The following is an 11,571-nucleotide window of genomic DNA, read 5'->3' as shown; positions in this document are numbered from 1 at the left end:
TTCCCCCCAGAACCTCAATCAGACTTTGTACTCCGAGCGCGGATCGAGTGCGTCGCGCAGGCCGTCCCCCACGAAGTTGATGCTCATCACCGTCAGGATGATCAGCAGCCCTGGGTAGAACCACAGCCACGGCGCCTGCTCCAGGTAGTCGTACGCGCCGTCCAGCATGCTGCCCCAGGTGGCCGTCGGCGGGCGCACCCCCAGCCCCAGAAAGCTGATGTACGCCTCCGACAGGATAGCCGTCGCCACGCCCAGCGTCGCCGCCACAATCACCGACGCCATTGTGTTGGGCAGGATGTGGGAGAGGATAATCCGCCGGTCAGGGATGCCCAGCGCCCGCGCCGCCAGCACGAAGTCCGATTCCTTGAGCGAAAGGAAACTGGAACGAACAATCCGCGCCAGGTAGGTCCACCCGGTCAGACCGATGATCAGAATGATCACCACCACGCTACCGCTGAAAGTTCGCCCGAACAGCATGATGTCCGGAATCTTGCCGCTGAGGAACTTGGCCATCACCAGCAGCAGCAACAGCGAGGGGATGCTCATCAGCGCTTCGGTGAAGCGCATCAACAGACTATCAACGATCCCGCCATAATAGCCGGAGACCGCCCCGATGAGCGTGCCCAGCGTCACCTCAACCAGCACGGCAAACAGACCGATGATCAGCGAGATTTGCCCGCCGTAGACCGTCCGCGCCAGAATGTCCCGCCCGACCGTATCCGTACCAAAGGGGTGTTGCGCTGAAGGCGGCTGCAAACGGATGGAAGTGTCGTTGTAGTTAGCGTAAGTTTCGGAAAACACCAGCGAGCCAATGCCGATGTACAGCACAATGGCCAGCAGGATGCACAGCCCAACCATGGCCATGCGATGGCGGCGAAAGCGGTGCACCGTCAATTGCAGGAGCGAGCGAGGCCGGTAGGTCTCCTCAGCCAGTTGAACCGGTTGCGAAGTTGTGTCAAGCGTCATGGCTGCCCTCCCCTCAGGTGTACCGGATGCGCGGATCGAGCCACGTGTAGACCAGATCGGTCAACAACTGAAAGACCACAACCGCCACCGAAATCAGCATCAAGAGGGCCATCAGCACCGGAAAGTCGGTACGCGTCAGATGATCCAGGAAGAGCCGCCCCATCCCCGGCCAGGCGAAGATGCGCTCGGTGACCACCGCGCCAGCCAGCAGAAAGGGCACGTCCATGCCGATGATCGTCACCAGCGGCAGCGCGGCATTCTTGAAGGCATGGACGAACAGAACAGCCCGCTCCCGCAACCCTTTTGCCCGCGCTGTGCGGATGTAATCGGAGTTGATCACTTCCAGCATGTTGGAGCGGATGTAACGGCTGTAGCGGGCGATATCGATCAGGGCGATGCTCATTGCCGGCAGGACCAGGTGCCATACTACCTGGGAGAGCGTTTTGCCCTCAATCGGATCGTACATACCCACAGTCGGCAGGTGCGGCAACCCCCAGGCCTTGAAACGCACCGCGAAGATATACATCAGACCCAGGGCAATCCAGAAGATCGGCATGGAGAAGGTGATAAAGGATAGCGCGGTCAGGACATTGTCCAGGACCGAATACTGGCGTAGTGCGGAATACACCCCGATGAACAGAGAAAAGACGATGATCAACACCTCAGCAGTGATCATGAGGGTCAGGGTATTCGGGATGCGCTCGGCGACGACATCCATGGCCGGCTGCCGTGTCACCAGCGAGTTGCCGAAGTCGCCACGCAACACGCCCCTGCGCTGGCCGTAGCGATCGCTCACGCCATCGCCGTCCGAATCGACCATGACCCAATCATTGCCGACCAGCCAGTATACATACTGCACCATGATCGGCTGGTCCAGCCCCCACTCCCGACGCAGGCGCTCTTTGTCCTCGGAACGCGGCGGAGTGCGCCCGCCCAGGGTCGCCACCGGATCGCCCGATGCCTGCATGAGCACAAACAGGATGACACTGATGATCAACAGTTGCGGGATAGCCTGTAACAGGCGGCGGATGATGTAGCGCCCCATCGGCTCTCGTGCTCTCCAACCCTTTACTCAATCACGATGCGCAAGTTGTGCCAAGTCAAAACGAAGGCGGGGTGTGGCTTACACCCCGCCCAACGACTTTTTCCGGGCGAATTACCCGGCAACATCCCAGGCGTAGGCATTCCAGAATGGTGTCACGCCATTGACAGCCACATTCTGCATCCGGGTGCTCACCGGATAGTTATCCGGGTCTGTCCACATGCCCATCCAGGGCAGGTCCTGGGCCAGGATCTCCGTGATCTGGTGCCAGATCGCTACGCGAGCATCATAGTCCGTGGTACGGCTCTGCTGCAGGAAGAGGGCATCCAGTTCCTCGTTGCAGTAGTAGTTCCAGTTGTTGCCTTCCGGCTTTTCCGGGCTGGGGATCTCGCTGCAGAGGAAGGTCTCACTATCCGGATCCGGGTAGCCATCCGGGCTGGACGACCACTGGCCGATGTCATACTGGCCGGTCGCGATCGGCCCACCGGAGCCGTAGCTGTTCCAGAAGATGTCGTAGGATGGGTTGTCCAGAATCAGACCGACCCCGATTTCGGCAAAGGCTTGCTGGACGACCACCTGGGTATCCATACGCACCTGGCGGGGCGGCGTCAGATAACGCAGCACCAGCTCAACGCCATCCTTGTCGCGGGTACCATCGCCGTTGCTATCCACCCAGCCGGCCTCGTCGAGCATGGCCGCTGCAGCCGCCGGATCATACGGATCGGGCGCGATATTCGGACTCTGGTACGGCGACCCTTCCCAGTAGCTGGCCGGGATGTAGAAGAAACCCAGCAGCAGATCTTGGTTGATCCGTTCGCGCGGCACAGCCATGGCTAGCGCATGGCGAACATTGACATCCTTCAGCGCCGGGTGGCCATCCGGACCCATGTTGAAGAACCAGCCCTCATTATAGCCAGAAGGCACCCACTGGACCTTCACTTTGCCGGTTGCTTCCACCTGAACCACATCGGAGGGCGCCAGGAAGTAAGCAATATCGCCGTCGCCAGCCATCAGAGCTGCCGTCTGCGCCGCATCATCCGGCACAAAACGGACAAAGATGCCATCCAGCTTGGCCTTGTCGCCAAAGAAGTTCTCATTCCGGACGAACAGGATATGGCTGCCCGTCTCCCACTCCTGGAAGACAAACGGCCCGCTGGAAACAGTCGGCGCGCGGTTCCAGGCGGCGTTGTCCAGCGTCCCTTCCGCCTCAAACACCGGGCGCAGGACGTGTTCCGGCAGCACCCAGCGGAAGATTCGGGTCAGCCAGGGGGCGAAAGGCTCCACGAAGTTGATCACCACCGTGGTCGGGTCGGGGGCCTCTACGCTGGCAACCACATCCGGAGTATACGGGTAGCGGCTGAGCGGCGTATTGGCAGTGCTGGTGATCATCTCGTAGGTGAACACGAAATCCGCCGAGGTGATCGGTTCGCCATCCGACCACTTGATGTCATCGCGCAGCTTCAGGGTGATCGTCTTGCCGTCCGCGCTGATACCGCCATTGTCCATGCTGGGGATCTCGGTCACCAGCACCGGGACGGGGTTCAACTCCTCGTCGAAGTGCCATGCCCCGTACAGGTAGAAATCGCGGGTGATCGCGGCAAACGACATGGTCGTATACATCGGGTTCAGGCTGTCAAGTTCCTGCGTGAAGATGACCGTCGCGATCTTGCGATCCTGGGCGGCGGCGGTGCCAAATGAGGCAACAACCAGCGTCAGAGTCAATAACACAAGAGCCAGACGTCTCAGTTTCATCTATTCTCCTCCTGGGGAAACAAGACATGAAACAGGCAACTTGAGGTTGCGGCTGGACGTCAGCCGCCCGCCGCACTAGAATCATACAAACATGGGGCCGGTAAAGTCAAATGAATCACCGTTGAATTTCCTACCGACGTATGCTACAATGCCCCCGCGCGCGATCGGAACGGGGTCGTCGCGCTTTCTGTTGAACATCAGGATGGTCAGCTATAGGCCAGAAGGGCACTTACTCATGAGCGATTTGGTTAAGGCCTTGGAAGCCCCGGCGCCAACGCATCCCCAGATCAAACCGGGCGACACCGTGAAGGTCCATGTGCGCATCGTGGAAGGCAACCGCGAGCGTATCCAGGTCTTTCAGGGCCTGGTGATCCGCGTCCGGCGGGGCGGCAACAACGAGAACTTCACCGTACGCCGCGTTGCCAGCCATGGCATCGGCGTAGAGCGTACCTTCCTCCTGCGCAGCCCGCGCGTAGAACAGATCGAAGTCCTGCGCCGCGCCAAGGTGCGCCGCGCCAACCTGTACTATATGCGCGGTCGTCGCGGTAAGGCTGCCCGGCTCAAGGAACAGCGTTAGTTCCCGGGCCATGCAACCGCCTCCGGCGCCCCTGATCGGCGTGCTCGCCGATCACAAGCACCTGCGGCCTGCGCACGGGGCCGGGCGCGCCCGCACATTTGTCGGCGCCTACGATTCCTACCTGCACTGCCTGGCGCTGGCTGGTGCGCTCCCTGTGGTAGTGCCGCTCAAACTTTCCCCGGTTGCCCTCCGGGGTCTTTTTGATCAGCTGGATGGCATCCTGCTCACTGGCGGCGGGGATGTCGACCCCATCTTTTACGGGGAAAAGCCCCTCAACGATACCGTGCGCGAGATCAAGCCCCTGCGTGATTCCGCCGAGATTCGTGTCGCCCGCTGGGCCGCCGCCGAAGATGTCCCCCTGCTGGGCATCTGCCGCGGTCACCAGGTAACCAATGTAGCCCTGGGCGGCGATCTGGTCATGGACATCCCCACCCAGCTACCTGACGCGCTGCGCCACACAACGCCGGATGGCCTGCCGCTTAACCATCCAGCGCATCCGGTCGCCATCGCGCCGGGGACGCGCTTGGCGGCCATCCTGCAGGTCGACAGTGTGATCACCAACAGCCGCCATCATCAGGCCGTCCGCCGCCTGGCCGATGGGCTGGTTGCTTCTGCACATTCCCCCGATGGTATCATTGAGGCGCTGGAGAAGCCGGCAGCGCGTTTCTTCCTGACCGTCCAGTGGCACCCGGAAAATCTGTGCAGCGCAGGCGGCGAGACCACAGACATGACACCGCTCTTCCGCGCTTTTGTGGAAGCAGCGGCGAGCTTCCGGCAGGATCGGCTTCACCCGGCGCGTAGCGAGTAACGTTTCCGGGCAGGTTCCCATGACCACAGGCCCCAGCAGCCCCATCGGCATCCTCGATTCCGGCGTCGGCGGGTTATCCATCCTGCGCGCCCTGCGCCGGGAACTGCCCGCCGAGTCGCTGATCTATATCGCTGACCAGGCCCACCTGCCCTATGGCCCGCGCCCGCTGGCCGAAATCCGCACCTTTGTGCAGCACATCACCACCTTCCTGCTTGCCCACGAGGCCAAACTGATCGTCATAGCCTGCAACGCTGCCAGCGCCGCCGGTCTGCACGATCTGCGGGCCATGTTCCCGGATGTGCCTTTTGTGGGGATGGAACCGGCGGTCAAAACGGCGGCAGCAGCCACGCGCAGCGGCGCCATCGGCGTGCTGACCACCGCTGCCACCGCCAATGGCACGCTATACGCCAGCGTGCGGGAGCGCTTCGCCGCGAACGTGCACGTAGAGACGGTGATTTGCCCCGAACTGGTGGAAGCTGTAGAGGCCAACGCCACGTCCCCGGCGGCGTTGCGCCCGCTGTTTGAGCGTGTCCTGGCCCCTGCCCTGGCCCGTGGCATCGATCAACTCGTGCTGGCCTGCACGCACTTTCCCTTTGCGCTGGAGGCCCTGCAGGCGTTTGTCGGCCCACAGGTGGCCATCATCGATCCCAGCCCGGCGATCGCCCGCCAGGCACGCCGGGTACTGGCTGATCGGCAGCTACTCGCCCCTGAAGCTACCCGGCCCACCCTGCGCTACTACACCACCGGAGATGCCAGCCGCTTTAGCACGCTGGCGTCCAATCTGCTGGGCGAGCCCATCCAGGCGCAGGCACTACGCTGGGCCGGGGAACAACTGCTTGCGGGCGACTGAGGAAATGCTTCCCTACTTGAGAATGTAATACGTGCCCTTCTTGGAGCCGATCTTGAGCAGCAGGCCGCGATCCACCAGATCGGCCAGGTCCAGCCGGATCGTCTCCGGTGAAACATCCGGGCTGAGCGTGCGGTACTCGCGGTTAGTGATCGAGCCGTGGTCACGGACGTACTGCATCGCCCGCGCCTGGCGGCTGTTAAGCACCGCGCCGTCAGCATAGACAGGTAGCCGTTCACGAGCGTTGTAGAGCGTCACCGTGAAGGAATAGGGCTTGGCATCGAAGGTCGGCTGTTTGTGACCGGACTGCAGCATCTCCTCGATCATGCGGTCGATGCCCAGCCCCAGCTCCTCGATATAGCCCCAGTGAAACAGCGAACCGACGATGCGGGGGTTGCGACTGAAATGCTCGTCCACGATGTTATCCACGGTGATGAAGCCGGGCAGCCCGCCGGGCGAGCTGACCTCCAGCCGGTCGCGGTACATGCGGACTTCGATGCGCCGGCCACGCAACCGGTAGTCACGGTGGCAGACGGCGTTGACCAGCGCCTCGCGCACGGCAAAGGCGGGATACTCATAGGTCTCCTCGCGCTCCAGCCCGCGCACCACCGCGCTCACGGCCATCTCTCCCCAGGTTAGCTCCCAGACATTTTCCACCATACGGGCCAACGGGCCGGTTATCTCCTCGCGGCGGGCGTAACCGGCCATGCCGTCCTCGCCGCGAGGTTCCGTCCCGGTGAACTTGACGAAGACAATGCCGCTCTGGGGCAGCCACTGCTGGGGGTACTTGCTGAACAGCAGAATCCCGGCAACCGTTGGCCTGTTGTCTTCAGTCAGCGCGCCGATCTCCCGCAGCAGTTCCTTCTCATCGCCGGTAAAAACGCGCCGCAGACGCTCCTCCCGCTTGGCAAAGTATTCGTCCAGGATGTTGCGGTCGAAATCCTCAAAGGACGCGCCGGGCACGACCTCCGCCTCAAAGTCGCCTGTGCTCTTGGTGCTGGCCAGGCGGCGGATCTCCTCGCCGCCCAGTGGGCGATTCTCCCTGCCAGAACGCACCAGTACGCGCCCATCCTCCAGCGCGTGCAGCTCCATACTGCGCGGCACGCGGATGGCGACCACTGTACCCTGTTCCGTCTCAAATTGTTCCCAGTTGCCGATCACTACCGGCGGGCGGCACCGCTGCTCGGCCTCGCGCAGGATGGCTTCCAGATCCTCGCTGTAAGCGTGGCCGACAAACTCGCCGGAAGGGTCCAGGCCGATCACGACCATCCCGCCATCCGTGTTGGCAAAGGCTACCAGCGCTTCAGCCAGCGCGTCAGCGGACGGCTCGGAGAGGAGTTCCAGGCGGGAGCTTGGCCCGTTCTTGAGTGCAGTCAGATCCAGCATACCCATCAGTGTAATCACAGGCGGCAGCAGGCGCCAGTGCGCTAACGGGAGGGCACAGCTGCCCAGCCCGCTGCGTTCAGCCAGCGCCCGCGGCGCCGGCTTCTGCAAGACGCGAGACGAACGCGGCAGCAGTTACTCGCCCCAGACCTCGGCGGAATTGTCCCCCTCAATGTCAGCTTCGTCCGATTCATCCTGTTCGTCAAGCGTCGCAGCCAGCGAATCTGGCAGTCTGTTTTCGGCATCGCGCTTGGTCTGACGCCGCTTTTCCACGATGGCAATGGAAGCTACCGTATCGCCATCGCGCAGGTCCATCAGGTGCACCCCCTGGGTCATCCGCCCGGTGCGGCGGATCGAATCCAGCGAGGCACGCAGAGTCATTCCACCGGTTGTGATCAGGGCGATGTCGTCCTCGGCGTTGATCGCCCGCGCGTCAACGATCGGGCCGGTCCGCTGGTTGCGGGCCAGTGTCCGCACGCCATAGCCAAAGCGCCCCTGTGGGTGATACTCTTCCAGCCCTGTGCGCTTGCCAAAGGCCTGCTGAGTCACGATCAGCAGGTCAGAATCGCCCGCCTCGATCACGTCCATGCCGGCAACGCGATCCCCCTCGCGCAGCCGGATACCGTTGACGCCGCTGGCCGGACGCCCCATCACCCGCACCTCGCGCTCCGGGAAGCGAATAGCCATGCCGTCTTCGGTCACGATGATCACGTCCTGGTCGCCCGTGCTCATCCGCACCCAGCCCAGCGTATCGTCGCCGATCAGCGACATGGCGATCAGGCCATTGGAGCGCACCGCAGCGAAATCCTGCAGGCGCACCCGCTTGACACGGCCATAGCGCGTGCACATGGTGAAATAGCCGCGCTCCTCAAATGACGGCACAGCAGCCATCGCCGTGATCCGCTCACCCGGCTCCAGGCTCAGGACCGCCTGGACCAGCGTGCCGCGTCCGGCGCGGTCAGTCCCCGGAATCTCATAAGCTTTCTCGGAGTACACCTTACCGCGATCGGTGAAGAACAGGATGTTGTCCAGGCTCCCCGCCGCCAGCAGATGCACCAGCACATCTTCCTCGCGCGTGGCCATGCCGCTGGCGCCCTTACCGCCGCGTGTCTGGCGACGGTAAGCCGCCGCCGGAACCCGTTTGATATAGCCCTGATGTGTGAGGCTGATCAGCACCTCCTCGTCCGCGATCAGGTCGGATTCCTCAAAGTCGGTGCCAATCCCGTGGACGATATGCGTGCGGCGGTCATCCCCATATTTCTCGGCCAGGGCGATCACATCTTCTTTTATCAGCCCCAGCATCTTGTGCGGACTTTGCAGCAGATCTTCCAGGTAGGTAATCCGCTCGCGGACCTGGCGGTATTCATCCTCGATCTTCTGGCGCTCCAGCGCCGCCAGACGGCGAAGCTGCATATCCAGGATGGCCCGGCTCTGCAGCTCAGTCAGGCTGAAGCGGTTCATCAAAGCCTGCAGGGCATTATCAGCGTCATCGGCCCGCCGGATCGTCTCGATGATGTCATCCAGTGAGGCCAGCGCCTTTAGCAGCCCCTCCAGGATATGCGCCCGCGCCCTGGCCCGTTCCAGCTCGAACTCAGATCGACGCCGGATGACCTCCCGGCGGTGTTCAATGTAAATCTGCAAAGCACGCTTGAGATTGATCAGGCGTGGCTCGCCATCGACCAGGGCCAGCATTTGCACGCCAAACGTGGATTGCAGCGCGGTGTATTTGTACAGGCGATTGAGCACTTTGCGCGGCTGAGCATCGCGGCGCAACTCGATTACGATGCGCAGGCCGCGCCGGTCGGATTCGTCGCGCAGGTCGGTGATCATGTCCAGCCGCCCGGCGCGGGCCATCTCCGCGATGCGCTCGATCAACGTCGTCTTGCTGATCTGGTACGGGATTTCCGTGATCACAATGCGGTAGCGCCCGCCGCGCATCTCCTCGATTGTGGCGGCAGCGCGCATGATGATCCGGCCACGCCCGGTGGCGTAAGCCTGCTTGAGGCCCTCGCCCCCGACGATCAGTGCCCCGGTCGGGAAGTCCGGGCCGGGCAGGAACTGCAGCAACTCATCGACGCTGATGTCCTCGTATTGGTCGTAATGATCGATCAGGTAGACGATGGCTGCGGCCAGTTCGCGCAGGTTATGCGGAGGGATGTTCGTCGCCATGCCTACCGCGATACCGCTGGCCCCGTTGAGCAGCAAATTCGGGAGCTTGGCTGGCAACACGGTTGGCTCCTGCACCGTCCCGTCGAAATTATCGACGAAATCGACGGTGTTCATATCGATGTCCTGCAGTAGTTCCGCTGCTATCGGCGCCAGCCGCGCCTCGGTGTAACGCATGGCTGCCGGGCTGTCGCCATCCACACTGCCGAAGTTGCCCTGGCCGTCAACCAGCACATAACGCATGGAGAAATCCTGAGCCATGCGGGCCATCGCGTCATAGACGGCAGCGTCGCCGTGTGGATGGTACTTGCCCAGCACATCGCCCACAATGCGGGCGCTCTTGCGGTACTTGGTCCCGGGGCCAAGACCCATATCATACATAGCGTACAGGATACGTCGATGCACCGGCTTGAGACCATCGCGGGCATCCGGCAACGCGCGGGCGATGATTACGCTCATCGCGTAATCCAGGTAGCTCCCGCGCATCTCCTCGTTGATGTTGACAGGCCGAACTGTCCCGATATCCATACCTTATGATCCTTAAATCATGGTTCAGGAACTAGCCGCATCGGTTGCGCCGATTGGCGGATAGTTGCTTACTCGTTCGCTGCTTTACAGCAAAAAATCTGTCTGAAGAACCTGCATCGGCCTCCAGACCAGACCGATCATCGCCGGGAAAGACCTAACGCCCTGACCGGTCATCCCCCGCCCCTGACGGCAGCTACTGACCAACTCCCGGGCAGGGAATGCCCGGACTCCGGGAACTCTTATTGTACCCCGGCTGCGCTCCTGAGTCGAATTCTGCCCATCGCACAGGGTGGCGTGTACCGCCAGATATAGCGGTACACGCGCTATAGAACCACCATATACAGGGCTTTGGGTGAATTCCCGCAAGATCGTCCAGCGGTGGCTGGCGGGCGGCGCAGCCGGGCGCTACAATTCGCCCATGGTACGCCGACATTCGAGCTTGGGGCTGGCGGCACGGGCATTGTTTGTGGCGCTGCTGGCGCTTCCGGGTGGTATTGTCCCGCAGGCGCAGGCGCCGGTGCATCCTGTCGTCCTCCTGCTGCAGAGCACCTCCCTGACCTCTGAACAACACTGGGCCGCCGAAGCGCTGGCCGGCGTGCTGCAAAACGCCGCCCCGCCCTGGTTGCACATCGCGGTCGCAGCACTTCCGGCAATGACCGATCCAGCGCCGATCGTGGAGCGCGTGCCGCTGGTCGTGCTTGTCCAGCCATGCACCGCCGCAGCGGACTGCCAGCTCTGGCTCCGTTTCTTGCCCACCACACCGCCCGCCCGTGGCCTGATCACTCCCACCCTGCAGGATGCTATTCTGAACGCTGACCCACCCACCCTGGCCTACCAGCCTGGCCAGGAAACGTTAGCCACAGACCTGGTCGCTGGACTGGCAGCCTATGCCACCGACCGCTGCGCGGCTGCGCTGCCCCATCTGGATCAGGCCGCCGGGACCCTGCCGGAACCCCATACACTGGCGTTTTACCGCGCCCGCTGCCGCCATGCCAGGCACGATTACACCGCCGCCTTCGATCTCCTGCGGGTAACCCGCCCGGCGCTGCTGGCCGCAAACCCCGATCCGGCCCTGCTGGCGCTTTGGAACGCCGCCATAGCCGATGCGCTGGCCCAGAATTTTGCCTTCGATCGGGCGCTGGCCTGGGATGATCGGGCTATCCGCGCCGCCCGCCGCAGTGAACTGATTGCTGCGACCAGCCGGCAGTTGCTGGCCGAACTCTACCTGCTACGCGGGCAGCACCGCCTGTACCTGTACGAGTGGGACGCGGTGCTGGCCGACTACAACCACGCCCTGAGCCTGCTGCCCGACCTGCCCCGCGCCTACTACCTGCGCGGGCTGCTCTACTACACACAGAACCAGCGGGCCGCCGCTTACGCCGATCTGACCCGCTTCCTGGCGCTGGAGACCAACCTATCCAACCCGCTGCTCCCGCTGGGCCGCCAATACGCTGATGATCTGACGCATTTGCTGGCCACGCCCGCGCCGCCACCCTGAGGAG

9 protein-coding genes are annotated in these 11,571 nt (G+C 62.7%); 4 read left to right on the top strand and 5 right to left on the bottom strand.

Annotated elements, in window-relative coordinates; all coding sequences use genetic code 11:
* Positions 1-18: 18 nt before the first annotated feature.
* From HPY64_05025 to HPY64_05015, 3 genes are all read right to left on the bottom strand, one after another.
* On the bottom strand, positions 19-966 hold the full coding sequence (locus HPY64_05025) for an ABC transporter permease (GenBank protein NPV66492.1): 948 nt from the start codon (positions 964-966) through the stop codon (positions 19-21).
* Positions 967-979: 13 nt separating this feature from the next.
* On the bottom strand, positions 980-2,011 hold the full coding sequence (locus HPY64_05020) for an ABC transporter permease (protein NPV66491.1): 1,032 nt from the start codon (positions 2,009-2,011) through the stop codon (positions 980-982).
* A gap of 111 nt (positions 2,012-2,122) precedes the next feature.
* Positions 2,123-3,760, bottom strand: a complete 1,638-nt coding sequence (locus HPY64_05015) for a peptide ABC transporter substrate-binding protein (protein NPV66490.1) — start codon at positions 3,758-3,760, stop codon at positions 2,123-2,125.
* Between the two features lie 235 nt (positions 3,761-3,995).
* Here HPY64_05015 and rplS point away from each other — a divergent pair, with 235 nt between their 5' ends.
* From rplS to murI, 3 genes are read left to right on the top strand one after another with little or no spacing between them, the layout of a single operon-like run.
* Positions 3,996-4,337, top strand: a complete 342-nt coding sequence (gene rplS / locus HPY64_05010) for a 50S ribosomal protein L19 (protein NPV66489.1) — start codon at positions 3,996-3,998, stop codon at positions 4,335-4,337.
* Between the two features lie 10 nt (positions 4,338-4,347).
* A complete protein-coding gene (locus HPY64_05005) occupies positions 4,348-5,145 on the top strand; it encodes a gamma-glutamyl-gamma-aminobutyrate hydrolase family protein (protein ID NPV66488.1) in 798 nt (265 codons plus the stop codon).
* 19 nt (positions 5,146-5,164) lie between these two features.
* Positions 5,165-5,995, top strand: coding sequence for a glutamate racemase (gene murI / locus HPY64_05000; GenBank protein ID NPV66487.1), 831 nt, complete (start codon positions 5,165-5,167; stop codon positions 5,993-5,995).
* A gap of 12 nt (positions 5,996-6,007) precedes the next feature.
* Here murI and HPY64_04995 read toward each other — a convergent pair whose 3' ends face one another.
* On the bottom strand, positions 6,008-7,384 hold the full coding sequence (locus HPY64_04995; protein NPV66486.1) for a transcriptional regulator: 1,377 nt from the start codon (positions 7,382-7,384) through the stop codon (positions 6,008-6,010).
* A 126-nt stretch (positions 7,385-7,510) separates the two neighbouring features.
* Complete coding sequence (gene gyrA, locus HPY64_04990) at positions 7,511-10,069, bottom strand: DNA gyrase subunit A (protein NPV66485.1); 2,559 nt, start codon at positions 10,067-10,069, stop codon at positions 7,511-7,513.
* 352 nt (positions 10,070-10,421) lie between these two features.
* Here gyrA and HPY64_04985 point away from each other — a divergent pair, with 352 nt between their 5' ends.
* Positions 10,422-11,567 (top strand): hypothetical protein, encoded by a 1,146-nt coding sequence (locus HPY64_04985; GenBank protein ID NPV66484.1) that lies wholly within the window; start codon positions 10,422-10,424, stop codon positions 11,565-11,567.
* Positions 11,568-11,571 lie beyond the last annotated feature (4 nt).

It is taken from the genome of Anaerolineae bacterium (assembly GCA_013178165.1).
Classification (GTDB): Bacteria; Chloroflexota; Anaerolineae; order Aggregatilineales; family Ch27; genus Ch27.
The sequence above is the reverse complement of the archived record's forward strand: the minus strand, read 5'-3'. Positions and strand labels throughout refer to the sequence as shown.

Excerpts from the sequence above, each read along its gene's own strand:
- gyrA (NPV66485.1), bottom strand. The coding sequence starts at position 10,069 with ATGGATATCGGGACAGTTCGGCCTGTCAACATCAACGAGGAGATGCGC.
- HPY64_05020 (NPV66491.1), bottom strand. The coding sequence starts at position 2,011 with ATGGGGCGCTACATCATCCGCCGCCTGTTACAGGCTATCCCGCAACTG.
- HPY64_05025 (NPV66492.1), bottom strand. The coding sequence starts at position 966 with ATGACGCTTGACACAACTTCGCAACCGGTTCAACTGGCTGAGGAGACC.
- murI (NPV66487.1), top strand. The coding sequence starts at position 5,165 with ATGACCACAGGCCCCAGCAGCCCCATCGGCATCCTCGATTCCGGCGTC.
- HPY64_05005 (NPV66488.1), top strand. The coding sequence starts at position 4,348 with ATGCAACCGCCTCCGGCGCCCCTGATCGGCGTGCTCGCCGATCACAAG.
- HPY64_04995 (NPV66486.1), bottom strand. The coding sequence starts at position 7,384 with ATGGGTATGCTGGATCTGACTGCACTCAAGAACGGGCCAAGCTCCCGC.
- HPY64_05015 (NPV66490.1), bottom strand. The coding sequence starts at position 3,760 with ATGAAACTGAGACGTCTGGCTCTTGTGTTATTGACTCTGACGCTGGTT.
- rplS (NPV66489.1), top strand. The coding sequence starts at position 3,996 with ATGAGCGATTTGGTTAAGGCCTTGGAAGCCCCGGCGCCAACGCATCCC.